The organism is Alcaligenes sp. Me129 (assembly GCF_050487245.1).
Lineage (GTDB): Bacteria > Pseudomonadota > Gammaproteobacteria > Burkholderiales > Burkholderiaceae_B > Alcaligenes > Alcaligenes phenolicus.
In genome coordinates, this window is record NZ_JBKQGX010000001.1 from 331,274 (window position 1) to 352,842 (window position 21,569).

The following is a 21,569-nucleotide window of genomic DNA, read 5'->3' on the forward strand; positions in this document are numbered from 1 at the left end:
GGAGGCCAGCGCATATGTGGTACTTCTCTTGGGTTCTAGGTTTGGGTCTGGCCTGCGCATTCTCCATCCTGAATGCGATGTGGTTCGAGCTGCGTGAAAACACGGCTTTGCAGAGCGCAGCCGCCTCCAAGGCTAAAGCAGATATCGAGGTCTGATTGACACCGCAAAGTCCAACGGCGCAACAATGGCTGGGGCAATTTTCCAGCCGCGCCCGCACGGCTTTGCGGGCTTCCATGCTGGCCCCTGTGCTGGCCGGCGCTTTACTGATTCCTCAGGCCTGGTTGCTGGCAAAGATTGTGCAGGCAATTGTGGTCGATGGCTTGCCCTGGACCGGGCAGCTTTTCTCTATCCTGATGGTGGCCGCACTTTTGTTGCTGCGTGCCGCCATTTCTGCTTTTGGCGAGCGCCGTGCGCAAAAGGTTTCAGAACATCTGAAACAAGGGCTGCGCTCCGAGCTGTTTGCCCGACTGTTCCGCAGTACGATGCCGCGTTTGCGGGCCAGCAATAGCGGCGAACTGTCCACCAGCTTGATCACGCAAATTGAAGCCCTGGATGGCTTTGTGACGCGTTACATTCCTTGCATGGCAGCGGCGGCCCTGGTGCCTTTGGCACTAGTGCTGGCAGTGTTGCCGGTGGATGGCATTGTGTCCTTGATTCTCTTGTTGAGCACGCCCCTGATTCCCCTGTTCATGGCCTTGGTGGGCTGGGGGGCGGAAGCGGCCAGCCGTGAACAACAACAAACAACGCTGCGACTGTCCGGCTTTTTCGCCGACCGGCTGCGCGGCATTTTTACCCTTAGCTTGATGGGGCGTGGGCAGGACGAGTTGCAGCGTGTGGAATTGGCCAGTCAGGAGCTGCGCACACGTACCATGAAAGTGCTGCGAATCGCGTTTTTATCTTCGGCTGTGCTGGAGTTCTTCGCGGCATTGGGTGTGGCCGGGATAGCCGTCTACATTGGCTTGGGTTACCTGGGCTATCTGGGCGAGTCCTTCTCGGGCATTAGCCTGCAACAAGGCTTGTTCTGTTTGCTCCTGGCTCCGGAGGCCTACCAGCCCTTGCGCCAATTGGCCGCTAATTATCATGATCGGGCAGCGGCGCGTGCGGCTGCGGTAGAAGTCGACAGGCTGTGGGCAAACTTGGGCCAGGACTTGATTCCTGCGGCTCCCACCAGCGCCGACAATGAAGCGGTTTTTCCCAACTTGCCGGTACTGGTATTGCGTCATCTGCATTTGCCGCAGTTGGGCGGGCAGGGGACCTTGCTGGAAGTGCCCGGCCTGCAACTTTATATAGATCAGTCTTACGCCTTGCTGGGGGCCAGCGGTTCCGGCAAGACCAGTCTGCTGGAAAGTCTGATTGGTTTGCGCCCCTTGGCGCAGGGTGAAATTTTGCTGCGCAATAGCGATACTGCCGGGCGCTTGCTGACGCGCCATGATGGCGTCGTACTGATTTCCCAGCAGGCCTTTTTAGCCATGGGGACCATTGCCGATGGCTTGCGTCTGGCAGCCCCACAAGCCAGTGATGAACAGCTGTGGCAAGCCTTGGAACAAGCCTGTGCAGCCGAATTTGTACGGGCCTTGCCCGATGGTTTGCAAACGGCGCTGGGCGAGGGTGGTTTTGGTCTTTCCGGTGGCCAGATTCAGCGTTTGGCATTGGCCCGCCTGTTTTTGACAGACCCGCATGTGGTTTTGCTGGACGAACCCAGCTCCCGCCTGGATGCGGCGACCCGGGATCGTGTCATGCGCAATATTCTGCGCTTCTGTCAGGGGCGTTGTCTGGTCGTGGCCACGCATGACCAGCAACTGGCGGCCATGTGCTCGAACCAACTGCACATTGCCCAAGGAGTTCTGACGGCATGAAAGCGTGGTTGCGTCTCTTAGGTTCCAGCCTGCGCGCACGACGTGGGGCCGTATTGTTTACAGTTCTGCTGGCGATCAGCACGGTGGCGGCCGGTGTTGGTCTGCTGGGTGTAGCTGGTTGGTTTCTAAGCAGCGCTTTTCTGGCTACGTTGGGCATCGTATTCAATCTGTTTGGCCCTTCGGCCATGATTCGCGGCCTGTCTTTTTGGCGTATCGCCTCCCGGTATCTGGAGCGCGTCGTCGGTCATGCCCTGACGCTGGATTTGCAAGTACGCATTCGCAGCCTGGTTTTCGGACGCTTGAGCCGATTCAGTCAGTCTCGCTTGGCCCAGTTTCGAGATGGGGAGCTGGCTTCCAGTCTGACCTCTGACGTGGCTGTGCTGGATCTGGTGCTTTTGCTGATTTTGGTGCCGCTGACTACGGCTGTGGTGGCTGGTCTGGTGTTTAGCGCTGTGCTGCAAACCTGGCTGTCCTGGTGGGCCTGGCTGATTCTGGCTTGTTTGCTGATTGCCGCTTGTTTGATTCCGTATATTTGCGCCCGTGGCGCCAGCCGTGCAGCCCAGCAAGTCCATCAACTGGAAAACCGCCAGCGTGTTCTAGTGCATCAGGCCATCCGCGCCTATGCTGATATTCAGGTGTTTGCCGCTGCGGATGCCGTGCAGGAACAAGTGGACAAGCTGGGCCTGGAACTGGGGCAAGCCCGTTTGCGTAGTAATGGCTGGGGCATTGTCGGGCAGTTTTCCCAGCAGGTCTTGATGGGCGTGGCCTTGATGACCTGCCTGCTGGTTGGAGCGCAACAGGTCAATCTGCAAGCCATGAGCGGCCCCTTGTGGGTGGGGCTGGTGTTGGCTTTGCTGGGCTTGTTCGAGATCATGGCACCCATGATGCGCGGTGCGTCCCGTTTGGGAGAGGTTCAGGCAGCCAGCAATCGTTTGCTGACAATTCTGGACGAGCCCGAGGAAACCGATCAGGCGCAAGGGCAGGCGATTGCGTTGGACAAGCCAGCCTGCCTGGAAATCAAAGATCTGAATTTTTCCTACGGTTCACAGCCTGTATTGGAGCAGTTGTCGCTGCAAGTCCAAGCTGGCGAGCACATTGCTATTTTTGGCCCCAGTGGTTCCGGCAAGTCCACCTTGCTGGGTGTGCTGATGCGCTTGTTGCCTGTTTCGGGAAAGCAGTATCTGGTTGAGGGTAAAGCAGCCCAGCATTGGAGCCGCGCCAGCTGGTTTGATCATTGCGCCTTGCTGGCACAGGACTCGACGCTGTTTCTGGGTTCGGTGCGAGATAACCTTTTGCTGGCAGAACCGACAGCTTCAGAGCAACAAATCTGGCAGGCTCTTCACGATGCCCAGCTGGACAGTGTGGTACGCGATTTGCCCCAAGGGCTGGATACCTGGCTGGGCGAGGGCGGGCAGCAATTGTCCCTGGGGCAGCAGCGTCGCCTGTGTCTGGCGCGTGTACTGTTGTCGTCTGCCCATATCTGGTTTCTGGACGAACCTACGGCCAGTCTGGATGGCCCTACCAGTCAGGCCTTGATGCAGGATATTCTGGCCGCAGCGCGGGGGAAAACTGTGATTATGGCGACACACGATACCCGTTTGCTGCCTTTGGTCGATAGCGTTTATCAGTTTGAGGCGGGGCGTTTGCAGTGTAAATCCGGCGCAGCAATAGATACTTTAGGACCAAACTAAAAGGACACTTCGGGTCAAGTCTGTAGCGTTTTTTACCCAGCCGCGTCGTATTAGTACAACTTACGGGCACAAGCCGGGCGAGCCCTTGTTGCTGCTGCCCAATTGTGTACACTTGCAACGTATCCAAGTGCGCCCTTCGCGCCCGGATTTTCTGTTGTAGAAGCTTTGACATGCAAATTGATCCCACCCAGTACATCCGTCAAATCATTCGCAATGTGCCGGACTGGCCCAAGCCAGGGGTGACTTTCCGCGATATCACCACCGTCTTGCAGGACCCGCGCTCCTTCCGCGTTCTGATTGACCTTTTTGTTTACCGTTACATGGGACAAAAACTGGATCTGGTGGCGGGTGTGGATGCACGTGGCTTTATTGTGGGCTCGGTTCTGGCTTACGAGCTGAACTTGGGTTTTGTGCCTGTGCGCAAGAAAGGCAAGCTGCCTTTCAATACCGTGGCCGAAGAGTATTCCCTGGAATATGGCAATGCCAGCGTCGAGATGCACACGGACTCCGTGCGTCCTGGTCAGCGCGTCCTGCTGATTGACGACCTGATCGCGACCGGCGGCACCTTGCTGGCGGCGGCTCGTTTGCTGCAGCGCCTGGGTGCCAACGTGGTGGAAGCCGCCGCGATTATTGATCTGCCTGAACTGGGTGGATCCAAGGCCGTGACAGATTCCGGCTTGTCGGTTTACACCGTCTGTAGCTTTAACGAATCTGACCGCTAATTGCCAGGACCGGCGTATTGCCGGTTTGGTTTTGTAGCCTGAATCCCTGCCATGCCCGGAGCATCGCAGGGATTTTTCATGTCTGTCTGCTTGAGAGCGGGACTGGGGTACTGCCAGCCCCGCGCTTGGTAGTATTGCTTAGAAACGGACCTTCATGAACAGGGAGCCAGCATGGTCCTGATTGCGGCCAAACTGACCCTGGTAGTTCAGACCAAAAGAAGTGCTCTTGCCTGCTTTGAGCTCTGCGCCCAGCTCGGCAACAGCGGCATTCTTGGCAATAGGAGCACCGCTGATACGGAAGTTGCTGCCGGGCAGGGCGGCAAAGGCCAGTTCACGTTCGGGTGTGGTGTCGCCCAGGGCATGACGCCAGCCTAAACCGGCGCTCAAGGACAGCGTGGTTTTGGACAAGTCCAGTTCCGTGGTGCCGCGTAGACCCAGCGTGACAGTGCTCAGGTTCTGGCGCTGCGAGTCGCCACGCAAGGCGGCTTGACCGCCCGATTCACTAAAGGAGCCGTGACGCAGTTGATGCCAGTTCACGCTGGCATAGGGTTCCACGCTGGAGCGTGGGCTGACCGGCATGCGGTAGCCCAGTTGGGCAAAGGCCTGGATGCTGTGCGCTTTGTAATCAGCCTTCAGTGTTTCGCTTTGATGAATCGAAATCGAGCGTTCGCTGTCCAGGCTGTGGCGGGTGTAAGCACCACCTGCCAGCAGGTTCAGACTACCCGAACCCATTTCCCAAGCTTGTGTTCCATACAGGGCCGCGCTGTAGCTGTTGCTGCGTGAGGTCTGGCGACGATCATCCAGCTTGATACGGTTTTCCAAATAGCCCAAGGAGGCACCCATGCGCCAACCTTGTTCGCCGATGGCTGTATCGCCACCCAGGAACAGACCACCGACTTTATGGCGTACATCCTGGCTGTTGTCGTCGCCGTCCAGATCACGTTGTTGATGGATGACCTCAGCCCAGAGCACTGCCTCTTTGCCTACGGTATTACGCGCGCTTGAAGCCTGTTTGCCCAAAGTACGGGGCAACAGATCTCCGTTGCTTAGCAGGGCGGAAGTCGTACCTGCATGGATCTGGCCTTGTAGCTGTTCCATATAGCCTGCCACGCTACCGGATTGGGCATTGAGTACCGTGTCATACAGCTCAGCCATAGCCGCAGGGGGCTGCGTTGAGCCAGCATCCAAGGCCTGTGCGACAGATTTCTGATTGCCTGTATGAGCAAAAGCGGCAAAGGGGATGTCATTGCGTTCGACCATCACGGACAGACTGGAGCCGTAAAGCAGTGTGGGTGACAAGAAGGCCATGTCATAAGCGATGCTGCTGTATTGCCCGGTCACGCCATTGGCCGCATCCAGGAAGGAATAAGCGATGTTCTGGCGAAAAGGGCCACCGGCCAGTTTCAGTGTGCCGTCGATATGGGCGGCACCACCTACTACTAAACGATCGGTGGCACCTGCAGGGCCAACTTCCAGCTCATGCACCGAACCGGCATGGGCAGTGTAGTCTCCGCTGACGGTCAGAGTGCCAACAGAATTACCTGGAGCCAGGGTGCCGTAGTTATCGACTTGAGCGACTGTACCGGCCCCCCCCAAGGTGCCTTCGCGTTCCACTGTGACCGCAGAAGCCAGCGTGCCATTGACGGCCAGACGGCCCCCGCTGACGGTGGTGTCACCGGTATAGCTGTTATTGCCCGTCAGCTCCAGGGAGCCGGAACCGCGCTTGTGCAGCCCACCCGTGCCACTGATGTCATTGGCGAAGGTGGAGTGGTAGCCCAGCGTATCGACGTCGAACAGACGAGTAAATTGTGCTGGCCCTTGCACGGCCTTGCCCACATTCATCAGACCCCAGCCGTAAATGCTGGGGTCTCCCAGAGGGGTGGCGGTGGTCAGCAGGGTTTGTTGCAGATGATAGGCGGTGAAGTAGGGGAACGCTTCCTTCACCAGCGCCGCACCGCCCGCGACGTGCGGGGAGGCCATGGAGGTGCCACTTTTATAAATATAGCCTCCATCCGAGTTGACGGAGTTAATGCCAGGGGCCCACTGCCCCCCTGGCGCGGTCAAACACCACTCGGCGGCAACACCACATTTATTGGCGTAGACGGCCAAGGAACCATCTTCCCCGACTGCCGTCACGGCCAGCCAGTTGTCTTTCAGTTCGGGAAACCAGTAGGGAGAGCCGGCCAGAAAATCAGGGTGGTCTTGAGACTCATTGCCGGTAGCAAATACCATCAGGGAGCCAGCCTGCGCACTGTTCTTGAAGGACTCAATGATCAGAGGTTGAGCCTCTAGGGCGCTTTGAGCTGAGCCATAGTCCACAATATGGCAGGGTGGGTTATAGGACCTTGAGCAGTCATTGAGCCCCAGACTGCTATTGATAATGGGCAGCTTGAACTGGGCGAGATAGTTCCAGCCATTAGAAAGCATTCGATCTTGAAAGGCCCTTATATCGTCTGGAGTCGGGGTAGTGTCGTCACCACCATCATCATCGTCGTCATCGTCATCGTCATCAGTATTGATGCCGTAGGCAACCGCAAAAAGCTGGCTATTGAAGGCGACGCCGTGCATGCCTGCTTCGTCGCGTCTCGCACCAATGATTCCGGCAACATGGCTCCCGTGTCCGGCAGGGGGCTGAGTATCGACTCCTTGGCCATTGGCGTAGGGGGTATTGTTGGCAAAGTCAAAGCCCCCAGCAATGGCGCCGGCAAACTCAGGGTGATTTGCCTGAATGCCCGAGTCCAGATAACCGACCGTGACGCCTTTGCCGGTAAAGCCCAGCGAATAGGCTTTGGCTGCATTGATCATGTCCAGGCCGGGTTGACGCTTATATTCTTTGGTGTGCCATTGCTCCAGTGAGCTCTCGGAATCGGCATGGACGATGCCAGGTAAAGTCAGGCTTAACAAAGCCATCTGCACCAGCATAGAGGTGTTGCGTTTCTTGTTCGACATGTCTTATCTACTTGGATCTTCTAAGGAGGGTGGCCACTCGTTGTGAAAACCTGCCTTGGAGGTTCTCAAGGCATCTTTAATTTAACGGCATAGCCGTTTAAACCGGCAGTTATGGGCTGCTGTATTGTTGAGGTCGTGTTCTTGTGGGCCCCTGCCATGCACGCGCATCGCAGGGATTTTTGATGGCCGTCTGTTATGCCTGCCGCGGGATTGGCGGAACGCCAAGCCCGCCTCGGGGCCTTAAATCAGAAACGTACCTTCATGAATAGCGAGCCAGCATGGTCCTGATTGCGGCCAAACTGACCCTGGTAGTTCAGACCGAAGGATGTGCTCTTGCCGGCTTTCAGTTCAGCGCCCAATTCGGCCACAGCGGCGTTCTTGGCAATCGGCGCGCCGCTGATGCGGAAGTTGCTACCGGGCAAGGCGGCAAAGGCCAGTTCACGCTCGGGTGTGGTGTCACCCAGGGCATGACGCCAGCCTAAACCGGCGCTCAAGGACAGCGTGGTTTTGGACAAGTCCAGTTCCGTGGTGCCACGCAGACCCAGCGTCACGGTGCTCAGGTTCTGGCGTTGCGAGTCTCCGCGCAAGGCTGCCTGACCACCCGATTCGCTAAAGGAGCCGTGACGCAACTGGTGCCAGTTCACGCTGGCGTATGGTTCTACGCTGGAGCGGGGGCTGACGGGCATGCGGTAACCCAGTTGGGCAAAGGCCTGGATGCTGTGCGCTTTGTAATCAGCCTTCAGCGTTTCGTATTGGTGAACGGAGAGAGAACGCTCGCTGTCCAGGCTATGGCGGGTGTAAGCACCACCTGCCAGTAGATTCAGACTACCCGAACCCATTTCCCAAGCTTGCGTTCCGTACAGGGCGGCGCTGTAGCTGTTGCTGCGTGAGGTCTGACGGCGGTCATCCAGCTTGATGCGGTTTTCCAGGTAGCCCAGAGAGGCACCCATGCGCCAGCCTTGTTCGCCGATGGCGGTATCGCCACCCAGGAACAGGCCGCCCACTTTATGACGAACATCCTGGCTGTTGTCGTCACCGTCCAGATCGCGTTGTTGGTGAATCACTTCGGCCCACAATACAGTGTCTTTACCCGTTGCATTGCGAGCGCTTGAGGCTTGTTTGCCTAAAGTGCGGGGCAAAAGATCCCCGTTGCTTAGCAGGGCGGAGGTCGTACCCGCATGGATTTGGCCTTGCAATTGCTCCATGTAGCCTGCGACCTGTCCGGACTGAGCATTGAGGACCGTGTCGTACAGTTCGGCCATGGTGACCGGCGGTTGATCCGAGCCGGTATCCAGCGCGTTGGCCACGGCTTTCTGGTTCCCCGTATTGGCAAAGGTGGCAAACGGCGTGTCATTGCGCTTGATCATCAAGGACAGGCTGGGGCCGTAGAGCAGCGTTGGCGACAGGAAGGCCATCTCGTAAGTGATGTGACTGTACTGACCTGTCACACCATTAGCCGCATCCAGAAAGGAATAAGCCACATTCTGGCGGTAGGGGCCACCGGCCAGTTTCAGCGTGCCGTCGATATGGGCTGCACCGCCAACCACCAGACGATCTGTTGCGCCTGCGGGGCCCACTTCCAGTTCATGCACCGAACCGGCATGGGCGGTGTAGTCGCCGCTGACGGTCAAGGTGCCAACAGAATTACCTGGAGCCAGGGTGCCGTAGTTATCGACTTGAGCGACTGTACCGGCCCCCCCCAAGGTGCCTTCGCGTTCCACTGTGACCGCAGAAGCCAGCGTGCCATTAACGGCCAGGCGACCGCCGCTGATGGTGGTGTCACCGGTATAGCTGTTATTGCCCGTCAGCTCCAGGGAGCCGGAACCGCGCTTATGCAGGCCGCCGGTGCCACTGATGTCATTGGCGAAGGTGGAGTTGTAGCCTAGCGTGTCTACATCGAACAGGCGGGTGAATTGCCCGGGTCCTTGTACGGCCTTGCCTACATTCATCAGGCCCCAGCCAAAAACGCTGGGGTCGCCCAGGTCAGTGGCGGTGGTCAGCAAGGTCTGCTGCAGGTGATATGCCGTGAAGTAGGGGAAGGCTTCCTTCACTAGCGCAGCACCGCCCGCGACGTGGGGGGAGGCCATGGAGGTGCCGCTAAAGGCGACATAGCCGCCAGAGGATTGGACCGAATTAATCCCTGGATTGTCGTCACCACCGGGGGCGGCCAAACACCACTCGGCTGCTACGCCGCACTTGTTCGCATAGGAGGCTAAAGATCCATCCTCGCCCAGGGCTGTCACGGCCAGCCAGTTATCTTTTAGTTCAGGAAACCAGTAGGGGGAGCCTGCCAGCAGGTCAGGGTGGTCCTGCGATTCATTGCCGGTGGCAAAGACCATCAGGGAGCCTGCGTCTACGCTGTTGTGGAAAGCCTCGATCGCCAGTGGTTGCCAATCCAGTACGCCTTCAGGCGAGCCATAGTCCAGGACATTGCAAGGTGGTGGGGAACTGGCATCGTTGCAACCATTGACGCCCAGGCTGCTGTTGATGATGGGCAGTTTGAACTGTGCCAGATAGTTCCAGCCTCGGGAGGCAACGCGGTCAAATGCGGCGGCTTGTTCGCGTGGGTCCGGTTCATAAGGATCGTTGCCAAGCATGTCATCATCATCGTCTTCTCTCGCATCGTAGGCGACCGCAAAGAGCTGACTGTTGAAGGCGACACCGTGCATGCCTTTGCCGTCGCGACGTGCGCCAATAATGCCCGCAACGTGGCTGCCATGACCTGCTGGAGGATCGGCATCTATGCCTTGGCCGTTGGCATAGGGGGTATCCGTGTTGAAGTCAAAGCCACCCGCAATGGCACCCGCAAACTCCGGGTGTTTGGCTTCAATTCCCGAATCCAGATAGCCGACCGTCACGCCTTTGCCTGTAAAGCCCAGTGAGTAGGCTTTGGCCGCATTGATCATGTCCAGGCCAGGCTGGCGTTTGTATTCTTTAGTACGCCATTGCTCCAATGAGCTGTCTGCTTGCGCATGGGTAAGGCCAGGCAAAGTTAGACTTAGCAAGGCCATCTGCACCAGCACATAGGTGCTGCGTTTCTTGTTCGACATCTCTTCCTCTCCTGGGTGTTTTTCTCTGTGTGGCGGCAACGTGTTGCGAGGTCGTGTTGTCGAGTCCTTGCGTGCCATTTAACGTCGTAGCTGTTGAATCTTATAGCGGCCAAATTTACGTTTTGTCATGCTTGGCGTTTGAAACACACGAAAACGGACGAGTGCACCGGAAGGGCAAGGAGAAGGAGTGGCGATTTCTCTGGTGAGAAAGGCGTTTAATGAGTGATCTGTTTTCTTTGTCTGGAAATCAGTTGGTGACGCCTTTGTTGCAGAGTCTGCAACATTTTGGGTGCAGGCCGGGGCTTGTAAGGGGCGAAGGCTTACCTGTTTGTCGTGGTATTAAGGTGCTTTGACGTGGTGAAGGCTGGAGCACAGATCCAGCGCTTCCAAGGCTTGCTGCGATTGCGAACTCGGGGACTTCAACCGGCCACAGGCTCTGCCAGCAAGGCACGCACTAGCTCAGGTTTCAAGGTTCGTGCCGCCGCAAACCCGGCAATATGGCGCACCCTGACCAGATCCAGAGCGAAGAAATGAAAGTCCGTAAAGCTGCTTAGAAATTCCATATCGGGAAAACGGGCGGTATAGGCTCGTTTGGCCTGTTCCCAGTCGGGCTGCTCGCGCTCCAGTTTGCGGGCCTTCATTTGGAAGGTGACGCGGGGCAAGTCATGGACAGCATCCTGGCCATGCTCGCTTTGGCTGACCATCAGGCTGGCATCGGGACGTTGCAGCAAATAACGGGTGTGAGCCGCCATTTCGCTGATGTGGATGATGATGCTGGCTTGTTCGGGGCAGATCGCAAAAGGGACGCGAGAGACCACCGGCAAGCCCTGATTGCTGAGTGTGCCCAAAGACGCAGTGCGTTCGCTGCGGAGCAGGGCCTGCAGGCTGTTTAGCAATGGATCATCAACAGACATAAAGACACCTATTCTGAAAAAGCTTCCATACTGCGGTTGGGACTTCATTCGTCCCTAAGGGAGTTTCCTTGGGCTGCTCCGCAGAAAAATCTCCGCGCAGCCCCTTTGCTTTATTGCTATCCGAGTGGCGCTTCTGGGGGAGGGCCTGGCGATGAATAGCGATCACGCTGAGCTTTCTCCCCACCAAGGGGCATTTTTATCCTGGAGCAGTCCAGCGGTAAAAGATACTTGCTCACCCCTTACAAAACAGGCCGACATAAAGCCGGCCTGTTCAGGGGGAGTGATGCGTTTGGTTCACACCAGAACGCGCTCAATACCACCGTCGTTGGCACGGCGTACGTAGTCCGCCATCCAGTTCTCGCCCAGCATGTGCTTGGCCATTTCCACCACGATGTAATCCGCATCCATCTTGGTTTCGTCCTCGTAGCGGGACAAACCTTGCAGGCAGGACGGACAGGAGGTTAGCACTTTGACTTCGCCCTGGAAACCATCGGCACGGACGGCGTCCTGGTTCTTTTGCAGTTCTTCGTGCTTGCGGAAACGGATTTGCGTGGAAATATCCGGACGCGACACCGCCAGCGTGCCCGACTCGCCACAGCAGCGGTCGGCCTTGATGGTGCTGTCGCCCACCAGGGATTTGACCGTTTTCATGGGGTCTTGCAGCTTCATGGGGCTGTGGCAAGGGTCGTGGTACATGTAGCGCACGCCTTGCACGTCTTCCAGCTTCAAGCCTTTTTCCAGCAGGTATTCGTGGATGTCGATCAGGCGGCAGCCAGGGAAGATCTTGTCGAATTCATAGCCTGCCAGCTGGTCGTAACAGGTACCACAGCTGACCACCACGGTTTTGATATCCAGGTAGTTCAAGGTGGTGGCCATGCGGTGGAACAGCACGCGGTTGTCGGTGATGATCTTCTCGGCCTTGTCGCTTTGACCGCTGCCGCGCTGCGGGTAGCCACAGCACAGGTAGCCAGGAGGCAGAACCGTCTGCACGCCGACATGCCAGAGCATGGCTTGAGTAGCCAGACCCACTTGCGAGAACAGACGCTCCGAACCACAGCCGGGGAAGTAGAACACGGCTTCCGAATCCACGGAGGTGGCTTCAGGGTTACGGATGATAGGTACGTAATCCGAGTTCTCGATATCCAGCAATTTACGGGCAGTCTGCTTGGGCAGGCCGCCGGGCATCTTGCGGTTGATGAAGTGGATGACCTGTTCGCGGATTGGTGCCTTGCCGATGGTGGCAGGGGGAGCGCTGACCTGTTTGCGAGCAGGGGCAGCCAGCAGATTGTGCACCGCACGCTGGGCCTTATAGCCCACTTCAATCATGGCGGTACGAGTGGCCTTGATGACGCGCGGGTCCTTGGCGTTCAGGAAGAACATGGCCGCAGCCGAGCCCGGATTGAAGGACTTCTTGCCCATGCGGTTCAGTAAGGAGCGCATTTCCATGGACACATCGCCAAAGTCGATGTCCACCGGACAGGGGTTGTAGCACTTGTGGCACAGGGTGCAGTGGTCGCCTACGTCTTCAAACTCTTCCCAATGCTTCAGGCTGATCCCGCGACGTGTTTGCTCTTCGTACAGGAAGGCTTCGATCAGCAGGGAGGTGGCCAGGATCTTGTTGCGGGGCGAGTACAGCAGGTTGGCGCGTGGCACGTGGGTGGCACAGACCGGTTTGCACTTGCCGCAACGCAAGCAATCCTTGATGGCGTGAGAGATGGAGCCAATTTCGCTGCGTTGCATGATCAGCGATTCGTGACCCAGCAGGTTGAAGCTTGGGGTCCAGGCGCGGCTCAAGTCCGCACCGGGCATCAGCTTGCCAGCGTTGAAGTGGTTGTTCGGGTCCACTTCGCGCTTGTAGTTCTGGAAGGGATCCAGCTCTTCCTGCGTCAGGAACTCGTACTTGGTCAAACCAATGCCGTGCTCACCGGAAATCACGCCGTCCAGACCGCGCGCGATTTGCATGATGCGGGCTACGGTGACATTGGCTTGTTGCAGCATGCCGTAGTCGTCCGAGTTCACGGGGATGTTGGTGTGTACGTTACCGTCACCGGCGTGCATGTGCAGCGCCACAAACACACGGCTTTTCAGCACACGATCGTGAATGGCTTGCAGTTCGGTCAGCACGGCTGCGCAGTCGGCACCCGGGAAAATATGTTCCAGGTTTTCGCGGATCTCGCTCTTCCAGGAGGTGCGGATCGTGTGATCTTGCAGCAGCTGGAAAATCGAGGTGTTCGGGTCTTCTTGCAGACGGGCCTCGATCGCGGCGCTATCCAGCGGCACACCAATCTCGGCTAGCTCAGCTTGCGAGTCTTTCAGCGGCTTGTCCAGATTGTCCTGCAGCCACTGCCAGCGCTGGCGCACATCGCGCACGATCTGCAGGGCGTCGTGACGGCGCTCGTCCAGAATCTCTTCGCGAGTGTGCTCGGCGTCGTTGTGATCTTCGATCTTGCCCACGGGCAGATCGCCTTGCAGGAAGTCTTCCAGTTCACGGGTCAAGCGCAGCTTGTTGTCCGTGGACAGCTCAATATTGATGCGTTCGATTTCTTCGGTGTACTCACCCATGCGGCGCAGGGGGATCACCACGTCTTCGTTGATCTTGAAGGCGTTGGTATGGCGGGCAATGGCAGCGGTGCGGGAGCGGTCGGCCCAGAACTTCTTGCGGGCTTCAGCGCTGACGGCTACAAAGCCTTCACCGGAGCGGCCATTGGCTAGACGCACTACTTCCGAAGCGGCGGTTGCCACGGCATCGGGATCGTCGCCCACGATGTCGCCAATCAGGACCATCTTGGGCAGGCCGTCGCGCTTGCTCTTGGTGGCATAGCCCACCGCACGCAGATAGCGTTCGTCCAGGTGTTCCAGGCCGGCCAGAATGGCGCCGATGCGCTTGCCTTCGCCGTTCAGGTAGTCAATGACTTCCACAATGGAGGGCACGGCCTGTTTGGCCTGGCCGAAAAACTCCATACAGACGGTGCGTGTATGCGCCGGCATGCGGTGCAGCACCCAGCGGGCCTGCGTGATCAGGCCATCACAGCCTTCTTTCTGAATACCGGGCAAACCTGCCAGGAATTTGTCGGTAACGTCTTTACCCAGGCCTTCCTTGCGAAAGCGCCGACCCTCAATGTGCAGGGTTTCGCTGCGCAGCAACTGGGCACCAGGGGCGTAACGGCCATCAAACCATTTGACTTCAAAGTGGGCCATTTCCACGTCGTGGATCTTGCCCATATTGTGTTCAAGACGGGTCACTTCCAGCCAGTTGCCTTGGGCATCGACCATGCGCCACCAGGCGAGGTTATCCAGTGCAGTACCCCACAGCACGGCTTTCTTGCCGCCTGCGTTCATGGCGATATTGCCGCCCACACAGGAGGCATCGGCCGAGGTCGGGTCTACCGCAAACACGGCACCGGCGGCTTCGGCAGCGTCAGCCACACGACGAGTCACCACGCCAGCACCCGTCAGAATGGTGGTGACGGGCTCGGACATGCCGGGCAACGTGGTTTGTTCAGGCTTGCCAATGGCATCCAGCTTTTCGGTGTTGATGACAACCGAGCGCCAGCTAAGTGGAATGGCACCGCCGGTGTAACCGGTACCACCCCCACGCGGGATGATGGTCAGCTTCAGTTCGATACAGGCGCGCACCAGTGCGGCCATCTCGTTTTCGTGATCGGGGGTGAGCACGACAAAGGGATATTCCACACGCCAGTCGGTGGCGTCAGTGACGTGCGAGACGCGCGACAGGCCATCAAACTTGATGTTGTCCTTGGCGGTCAGGCGCGACAGGGAGCGCACAATTTTCTGACGCAACTCGCGGGTATCGGTAAATTCTTGTTCAAACGCGGCTACTGCACCCCGAGCAGCGTGCAACAGGCGCAGGACCTTGGCATCGCGATCGGGCACGGCGCTGTCGCGGCGCTGGTCAATCTCGTTCAAGCGATGGTTCAGGGCCTCGATCAGTTGATGCTGGCGCTTGGGATTGTCCAGCAGATCGTCCTGCAGATAGGGGTTGCGCTTGACGACCCAGATATCACCCAGCACTTCAAACAACATGCGTGCGGAGCGGCCGGTGCGGCGTTCGGAGCGTAGCTCGGACAGCTTTTCCCAGGCCTCTTCACCCAGCAGTCGCAGGATAATTTCCCGGTCTGAGTACGAAGTGTAGTTGTAGGGGATTTCACGCAGGCGCGGCGTGTCGTTGTTGCGTGCCTGGGCAGCCAGGTGCTTGCTTGCAATGGGGGCGTTCATGGCGATAGTTGGCAAGGCCCGTCAAGGGCGGCTCAGCGAGGAGCAGATAGGCAAAAGACAAGTGTATACGAATCGTAGCCGGGCTGCCCCCTTACTACAGGGCCAAGTCAGGGTTAAGGGGGCGTTTGCGGCCAGTTTGCTGCAAATTACCAACCCAATTTGGGGAAAATCCACAGCAGGCCAGCGGTCATGGTGATATAGCGCGCCAGTTTTCCCACCGCCATGTAAAACACGCTGGGCCAAAATGGCAGGCGTAGCCACCCGGCTACGGCACACAGGGGGTCGCCTACCACGGGTAGCCAGGACAAGAGCAGGGCGGGTGGTCCCATGCGGGTCAGCCAGCGCTGCCCCAGCTCGTGCCAGCGGCCTGCTGCCTTGTTCTTGGGAGTTGCGCCGTCTTCTGTGTGTTGCGGGTGCTTCTCGCGCCAGGCTTCGTAGGCTTTCTCGGCGCCCAGACCCATGGCATAGCTGATGGCCCCACCTGCCGTATTACCCACAGTGGCAACCAGCACGGCGGGCCAGAACATATGTGGAGCCAGATTGATATAGGCGAATACGGCGGGTTCCGAACCCAGGGGGAGCAGGGTAGCCGAGACCAGGCTGATGATGAAAATGGCGCTCAAGCCCACTTCGGGCAGAGATAGGGCGGCCAAGAGCCACGAAATAAGATCAGAGATCCAGGCTTGCATAAGTAAAGTGGACGGGTTTTGTAGGGAATAATGGACGCCAGTTAGGGCATCCGCCTATGGTATTCTGTTTTTCTTTTCCGGTGAGCGGTCTCAGGCAGGGGCCTGCGGCTGGCCTTGGTGGCAAAACCGGTTGTTATTAAAAGCTGAGTCATGTCGAACGATTACCTAAAGCGCATTCTGACCTCGAAAGTGTACGATGTTGCCATCGAAACACCACTTGAACCCGCTCCCCAGGTATCGGCACGAATTAGTAACACGGTCCTGCTCAAGCGCGAAGACTATCAACCTGTTTTTAGCTTCAAGCTGCGCGGTGCCTATAACAAGATGGCCAATCTGTCGGCCGCGGAATTAAAACGGGGTGTATTGGCCGCTTCGGCGGGTAACCACGCGCAAGGCGTGGCCATGGCAGCGCGCAAGCTGGGTTGCCGTGCCGTTATCGTCATGCCAACCACCACCCCGCAAGTGAAAATTGATGGTGTACGTAATCTGGGCGGCGAAGTGGTCCTGGTGGGCGAGAGCTATTCGGATTCCTACCAGCACGCTCTGGAACTGCAAAAGAACGAAGGCCTGACCTTTGTGCACCCTTTTGACGATCCTGATGTGATCGCCGGGCAGGGTACGGTGGCCATGGAAATTCTGCAACAGCACCCCGGCCCGATTGAAGCGGTCTTTGTCGCGATTGGCGGTGGTGGTCTGGCAGCGGGCGTAGCCACATACATCAAGTCCTTGCGTCCTGAAATCAAAGTGATCGGCGTGCAGACCGAAGATTCCTGTGCCATGGTGCGCAGTATCAAGGCCGGTCGTCGTGTGAATTTGTCAGACGTGGGCCTGTTCTCTGACGGTACTGCCGTCAAGCAGGTGGGCTCCGAAACTTTCCGTCTGGTGCGTCAGTATGTGGATGATTTTGTCATCGTGGATACGGACGCGATTTGTGCGGCTATCAAAGATGTGTTCCAGGATTCGCGTAGCGTGCTGGAACCGGCGGGTGCCTTGGCTTTGGCGGGTGCCAAGCGCTACGCTGCTCAAAACAAGCTCAAGAACAAGACCCTGATTGCGGTTACGTCCGGCGCGAACATGAACTTTGACCGTATGCGCATGGTGGCGGACCGTGCGGATGTGGGGCAGGCTCGTGAAGCTTTGTTCGCCCTGACGATCCCCGAGGCAAAAGGCAGCTTCCGCCGCCTGTGCGATGCCCTGGGCACCCGCTCGGTGACGGAGTTCAACTACCGCATGTCCAATCCTGAAAAGGCGCATGTCTTTGTGGGTATGTCGATTTCCTCGGAAGCGGAGATCGAAAAGCTGGAAGAGCGTTTCGTCAAGAAAGGCTTTGGTACCTTGAACCTGACGGGCAACGAACTGGCCAAGACCCATGTGCGTCATATGGTGGGTGGAGTGTCCAGCCAGGCTACGGACGAAGTCCTGCTGCGGTTCGAGTTTCCAGAGCGCCCCGGTGCTTTGCGTAAATTCCTGTCCAGCATGAACCAGGACTGGAATATCAGCTTGTTCCACTACCGGAATCAGGGTGATGACTACGGTCGTATTCTGATTGGAATCCAGGTGCCGCCTTCCGATAAAAAGGAATTCAAGGCTTTCCTGGGCAATCTGGGTTACCCGCACTGGGACGAAACGGATAACCCGGCTTACAAGCTGTTTTTGTAAGTCTATGGACGGCGCACGGCATTCGCTGTCTTGCGTCAGACCAAATGAAAACACCTCGCTTGGAAAAGCGAGGTGTTTTTTATTGGGGCTTGAATGTGGTGGCTGTCGTTGGAGCCGTATTGAGTCTGGGAGCCAAGAGCAGTGGGTGTCTGCTCCTGAGTTCGTCATGGGGGATTGGTTCAAGCCGCCTTACTGCCTTTGCGGCCTGATGGGCCGTTTGGCCATACGAATGTGCGATAAGGCCAGATGCCCGTTAGTACGGTGGTGTCTTAACACACTCTATGCCACACACTGTTTTAGAGCCTGCCGCAAAGGTTCCAGGCTGTCATTCAGACGTGCAAAAGCCTGCTCCTGACGGGCAGCCAGTGCATGGGCCTGTTCTACCGTCACCACTTCAAAGCTCAGATTCTGACCGGGCAAGCGCTGGGCAACTTGAGCCAGATCCACGCTGGCGACTTGTCCGATACGCGGATAACCGCCGGTGGTTTGCCGGTCCGCCATCAACACAATGGGCTGACCATCGTTGGGGACCTGGATTGTTCCAAAGCAGGTGGGGGCGGACAGCAGTTCTTTTGGCGACTTGCGCTGCAAGGGCTGGCCTTCCAGGCGATAGCCCATGCGCTCTGACGCTGGGCTGATGCGGTAGCTTTGGCTTTGGAACAATTCCAGCGATTCGTCGGTAAACAAATCGGCCTGATCCAGCATGACGCGCAGGCGTTCCCGTGGAGCCAGGGCCAGGGCGGCGGGCATGTAAATGCGCAGCTCATCCAGCTCGGCTTGCAGACTGTTCAAGGTCGTTTCGTCATTGGGTAGTGGTCGAGCCAATGCGATCTGGTCGTCTTTCTTCAAGGCGCGGCCTTCAAAACCACCCAGGCCAACGCGCATGTGGGTGCTTTGACTGCTCAGCAGGGATTCGACCTGAAAACCGCCGTAAACAGACAGGTAGCTACGGGCACCTTGGCCGGGTTTGGCGGACTGCATCGTCAGGGTTTGTCCGGCACGCGCCAGAGTAGGGCGCAGGACCGCCACGGGCTGGCCGTCCAGGCTGGCGTTCATGTCCGCACCCGTCAGGACAAACAGGGCGGGTTCTGCAAAGCGCAGGCTGGGGCCTTGCACCGTGATTTCCAGGCTGGCCAGATCCTGCTCTGCGGCATTGCCTGCCAGCAAATGGGCCAGTCGGTGGGCACGTTCGTCCATGGCACCGCTGGGCGAAACCCCCAGGTGCTGATGTCCATAACGGCCTCGGTCTTGCAGGCTGCTCATCATGCCTGGTTTGAGGATATGCACCGTCATGCGGGTGTCCAGTGATCAAACTGCTCGTGAGGCAGAGGCACAAAGCGCACTTGGTCGCCGGGGGCGAGCAGGGCGGCGGGCGAGCGCCGGGCATCGAATAAATTAACCGGCGAGCGGCCAATCAGATGCCAGCCGCCGGGAGATTCGTTGGGGTAAATAATGGTTTGCTGGTTGGCAATGGCCACCGAGCCTTTAGGCAATACAGTGCGGGGTGTGGCGCGGCGCGGCACATTCAGTTGCTCGGGCAAGATGCCCATATAGGGAGCGCCGGGGGCAAAGCCCACCATGAATACCAGTTGCACCTGGCTGCTGTGCAGTTCGATGACTTGTTCCTGGCTTAGCCCCAATTGCTCGGCAATGGCAGGCAGGTCCGGACCGAAGAGGCCACCGTAGCACACGGGAACATCCACCAGTGCGCCAGGAGCGGCCTGGTCCTGGCTGGCATCTAGTTCGGCCAGGGCTTGGTGAACATAGTCGTGCAAACGGGCAAGCTGGTCGCTGCTTCCATCCGGGTAAAAGTGGATGGCGACTGCGGTAAAGCTGGGGACCAGATCACGGACACAGGCGGGGGCGTGGTCGCGCAGCAAGCGGGCGGCGCGGGTACAGCGCAAGCCGGTGTCCAGAGAAAGCGGGCCGCTGAACTGCACTAGCAGACAGCGGTCGCCTTGCTCGTTAAGTTGCCAGGATTTGTGCATCTTTATTTGGCGAAAAGCGAATCCAGGCTGTTGAAGGCCTTGAACTCCAGGGCGTTGCCCGAAGGGTCCATGAAGAACATGGTGGCCTGTTCGCCGGGCTCGCCCTTGAAACGGATATAAGGTTCGATAACGAATTTGGTGCCAGCGGCCACCAGCTTGTCAGCCAGGGTCTGCCAGGTGGCCATGTCCAGCACGACGCCAAAGTGGCGCACTGGCACATTATGGGCATCCACCGCGCTAGTGGCGTTGCTGCCACACTCTGAAGGGGCCAGGTGGGCCACGATCTGGTGGCCGTAGAAGTTGAAGTCAATCCACTGATCCGAGGATCGGCCTTCGGGACAGCCCAGTGTCTGTCCGTAGAACTGGCGTGCAACGGCCAGATCATGGACCGGAAAAGCCAGGTGGAAAGGGCGCAGCTCGTTGGTATGGGACATGCTTGGCTCCTGTGCGGCATAAGGCCGCCAACGTGGTCTTCAGAGCCGTTTATTGTAGGGCCAATATGGCCCCACATGTTCTAGCTGTCCTGGAGTCGAACCCGGCTCTTGGGGAAACGCAACATAAACACGCTGCCCACACCCAGACGGCTCTGGATTTGTAGGTCGGCGTTATGTCGCACGATGATGTGTTTGGTGATGGCCAGGCCCAGACCCGTACCGCCAGTGGAGCGGGAACGGCCCTTGTCTACGCGGTAAAAGCGTTCGGTCAGGCGGGGAATATCCTGGGCGGCAATACCGATGCCCGTGTCTTGCACCGAATAACAGGCCTCGCCATTGTCATTCAGATACCAGCGCACGGTGATGGTGCCATCCTTGGGGGTATAGCGCACCGCGTTGGTAATCAGGTTGGAGACAGCCGAGCTCAGTTCGGTTTCCATGCCCTGAATGGCAATGCGAGGGTCCAGATCTGTGACAAAGCTATGCTGGCCGCCAGAAATAGCCTCGCCTTGTTTCAGCGCGCTTTCAATCAACTGGCTGACCTGTACTGTCTCCCCTTCCACTGTGGGTGAGGATTCCAGCGTGGATAAGGTCAGCAAGTCGGACACAATCGACTGCATGTGGCGGGTCTGCTCCAGCATCATCTGCTCGTAGCGTTGACGCTGTTCCAAAGGCAGGCTTTCGGGCGGCATGTCCTGCAGGGTTTCCAGAAAACCCAGCAAGACGGTAAGTGGTGTGCGCAGTTCATGGGAGACATTGGCCACAAAGTCCTTGCGGGTGGTCTCCAGCATTTCCACCTGGGTGACATCACGCGTCACGATCAGGAACTGGCCCAGTCCATAAGGGGTTAATTGCAGCAGCAAGGAGCGCTCACGTCCGTCTTTGCTCAGATGCAGCAGCAAAGGTCCATCCCATTGAGGCTGACGGGCGTAACGAGAAAACTCGGGTTCGCGCAGGATATTGAAGATGCTGTGATGGCGGTCCGTGGCCAGATTCAGGCCTATGTGCTCACAGGCGGTCTGGTTGCACCATTGCAGTTCCATCTCCCCATTCAGGGTAATGGCACCGTCGGGCAGGGCCTCGGCGGCCATCATGATGCCGTCTACGTAACGATTCAGATCCTGAATTTCTTGGCGATCACGGCGCAGTTGGCGGTAGATGGGAGCCAGAATGGCATCCCAGGGGCCAACCGCGGGGGGCGGAGGATCATTCAGGTTGCGGGTCCAGCGTTCAACGCGGGAAAGCTGCAGGGTGCTGATGACAACCAGCAATAACAGGCCACCACAAAACAAGGCCAGACCGGTGAATGGCCCTAGCCACCAGCCGATCAAGCTGCCCAACAGGGCCCAGATAACAATAGACGTAAATATGCTGAACATGG

Annotated in this window: 14 protein-coding genes; 5 read left to right on the top strand and 9 right to left on the bottom strand. The window is 58.0% G+C overall.

Annotation, left to right across the window (positions count from 1 at the left end; translation table 11 throughout):
• Positions 1 to 14 precede the first annotated feature (14 nt).
• From cydX to ACLPGZ_RS01560, 4 genes are all read left to right on the top strand, one after another.
• Positions 15 to 155, top strand: a complete 141-nt coding sequence (cydX, locus tag ACLPGZ_RS01545) for a cytochrome bd-I oxidase subunit CydX (protein WP_009458674.1) — start codon at positions 15 to 17, stop codon at positions 153 to 155.
• Positions 156 to 1,856 carry a thiol reductant ABC exporter subunit CydD gene (cydD, locus tag ACLPGZ_RS01550; RefSeq protein WP_035270303.1) on the top strand — a complete coding sequence of 567 codons (1,701 nt, stop codon included), beginning with the start codon at positions 156 to 158 and terminating at the stop codon, positions 1,854 to 1,856.
• Complete coding sequence (gene cydC / locus ACLPGZ_RS01555) at positions 1,853 to 3,547, top strand: thiol reductant ABC exporter subunit CydC (RefSeq protein ID WP_429640952.1); 1,695 nt, start codon at positions 1,853 to 1,855, stop codon at positions 3,545 to 3,547. Before cydD ends, cydC begins: the two co-directional genes overlap by 4 nt.
• Positions 3,548 to 3,717: 170 nt before the next feature.
• A complete protein-coding gene (locus ACLPGZ_RS01560) occupies positions 3,718 to 4,269 on the top strand; it encodes an adenine phosphoribosyltransferase (RefSeq protein WP_009458676.1) in 552 nt (183 codons plus the stop codon).
• A gap of 138 nt (positions 4,270 to 4,407) precedes the next feature.
• Here ACLPGZ_RS01560 and ACLPGZ_RS01565 read toward each other — a convergent pair whose 3' ends face one another.
• From ACLPGZ_RS01565 to ACLPGZ_RS01585, 5 genes are all read right to left on the bottom strand, one after another.
• The gene (locus ACLPGZ_RS01565; protein ID WP_429640953.1) at positions 4,408 to 7,218 is read right to left on the bottom strand and encodes an autotransporter domain-containing protein; all 2,811 of its coding nucleotides are present in this window, start codon (positions 7,216 to 7,218) and stop codon (positions 4,408 to 4,410) included.
• A 245-nt stretch (positions 7,219 to 7,463) separates the two neighbouring features.
• A complete protein-coding gene (locus tag ACLPGZ_RS01570; RefSeq protein WP_429640954.1) occupies positions 7,464 to 10,268 on the bottom strand; it encodes an autotransporter domain-containing protein in 2,805 nt (934 codons plus the stop codon).
• Positions 10,269 to 10,687: 419 nt separating this feature from the next.
• A complete protein-coding gene (locus ACLPGZ_RS01575; RefSeq protein WP_238441735.1) occupies positions 10,688 to 11,182 on the bottom strand; it encodes a HugZ family pyridoxamine 5'-phosphate oxidase in 495 nt (164 codons plus the stop codon).
• A 294-nt stretch (positions 11,183 to 11,476) separates the two neighbouring features.
• A complete protein-coding gene (locus tag ACLPGZ_RS01580; protein WP_060185335.1) occupies positions 11,477 to 15,418 on the bottom strand; it encodes a DUF3683 domain-containing protein in 3,942 nt (1,313 codons plus the stop codon).
• Positions 15,419 to 15,564: 146 nt separating this feature from the next.
• Positions 15,565 to 16,107: a YqaA family protein gene (locus tag ACLPGZ_RS01585; RefSeq protein ID WP_035270318.1), complete on the bottom strand. Its 543-nt coding sequence runs from the start codon at positions 16,105 to 16,107 to the stop codon at positions 15,565 to 15,567.
• 150 nt (positions 16,108 to 16,257) lie between these two features.
• Here ACLPGZ_RS01585 and ilvA point away from each other — a divergent pair, with 150 nt between their 5' ends.
• The gene (gene ilvA / locus ACLPGZ_RS01590) at positions 16,258 to 17,766 is read left to right on the top strand and encodes a threonine ammonia-lyase, biosynthetic (protein WP_035270321.1); all 1,509 of its coding nucleotides are present in this window, start codon (positions 16,258 to 16,260) and stop codon (positions 17,764 to 17,766) included.
• A gap of 279 nt (positions 17,767 to 18,045) precedes the next feature.
• Here the strand turns inward: ilvA and ACLPGZ_RS01595 are convergent, their stop codons facing one another.
• From ACLPGZ_RS01595 to phoR, 4 genes are all read right to left on the bottom strand, one after another.
• The gene (locus ACLPGZ_RS01595) at positions 18,046 to 19,059 is read right to left on the bottom strand and encodes a 5-oxoprolinase subunit C family protein (protein WP_115634441.1); all 1,014 of its coding nucleotides are present in this window, start codon (positions 19,057 to 19,059) and stop codon (positions 18,046 to 18,048) included.
• Positions 19,056 to 19,754 carry a 5-oxoprolinase subunit PxpB gene (gene pxpB / locus ACLPGZ_RS01600; RefSeq protein ID WP_083054717.1) on the bottom strand — a complete coding sequence of 233 codons (699 nt, stop codon included), beginning with the start codon at positions 19,752 to 19,754 and terminating at the stop codon, positions 19,056 to 19,058. The genes ACLPGZ_RS01595 and pxpB overlap by 4 nt, the downstream gene beginning before the upstream one ends.
• A gap of 2 nt (positions 19,755 to 19,756) precedes the next feature.
• The gene (locus ACLPGZ_RS01605; protein WP_429640955.1) at positions 19,757 to 20,188 is read right to left on the bottom strand and encodes a VOC family protein; all 432 of its coding nucleotides are present in this window, start codon (positions 20,186 to 20,188) and stop codon (positions 19,757 to 19,759) included.
• A gap of 80 nt (positions 20,189 to 20,268) precedes the next feature.
• Positions 20,269 to 21,567 carry a phosphate regulon sensor histidine kinase PhoR gene (gene phoR, locus ACLPGZ_RS01610; RefSeq protein WP_009458690.1) on the bottom strand — a complete coding sequence of 433 codons (1,299 nt, stop codon included), beginning with the start codon at positions 21,565 to 21,567 and terminating at the stop codon, positions 20,269 to 20,271.
• Positions 21,568 to 21,569: the final 2 nt, after the last annotated feature.